The 629-nt window shown below is 37.2% G+C and carries 1 protein-coding gene; it reads right to left on the bottom strand.

What is annotated here, in order from left to right; all coding sequences use genetic code 11:
- Positions 1-629 (bottom strand): flagellin hook IN motif-containing protein (locus tag CSUIS19073_RS08285; RefSeq protein WP_337214424.1); only part of this gene is annotated, 629 nt, incomplete at both ends.

Raw genomic sequence — 629 nt, 5'->3', positions numbered from 1 at the left:
AAATTTACACTAGCTTGATTATAGGCATTTGAAGCTACTGAAGCAAAACTAATAGCTGCATCTGATAAACCAGATACTTGCGAAATGCCTTGAATGCCAACTTTAATATCTCTAGCATCTTGGCGGACAAAGGTTATCTGACCTAAGAATACTGCACCTTGACCGGCTACACTTCCAGTAGAAGCACCAGATAATCTACCACCCATTGCAGTATAGCTATCAGAAAATGTTCCAACAACAATCGCTCTACCATCTTTAGCAGCTAACACTAATCTACCATTATTTAAACTAGCCTCTACTCCGGTTTCATCTTTTTTAGCGTTAATGGCTCCAATTAGGGCATTATCGGCGTCATTGGCTTGAGTTTTTACATTTCCAATTGTTACGCCATTAATCATTAAATTTTTAATATCTCCAGCTTTTACGGCAGTACTAAAAATTTGAGTATTATTAACATTAACTTTTACTCCGGTTTTGTCTGAAACTCCGTTCATCATTTCAGCGATTGCTTTGTAGCCATCTGTTTTTAAGACTGTTCCAGATATTGTTTGAAATGTGTAGCCATTAGGAAAGCCATCAACTCCGCTAAGTTTTACAATAACATTTTGTGCTGACAATGCGGATACAGT

This window comes from Campylobacter sp. RM19073, assembly GCF_024723495.1.
Lineage (GTDB): Bacteria > Campylobacterota > Campylobacteria > Campylobacterales > Campylobacteraceae > Campylobacter > Campylobacter porcelli.
The sequence above is the reverse complement of the archived record's forward strand: the minus strand, read 5'-3'. Positions and strand labels throughout refer to the sequence as shown.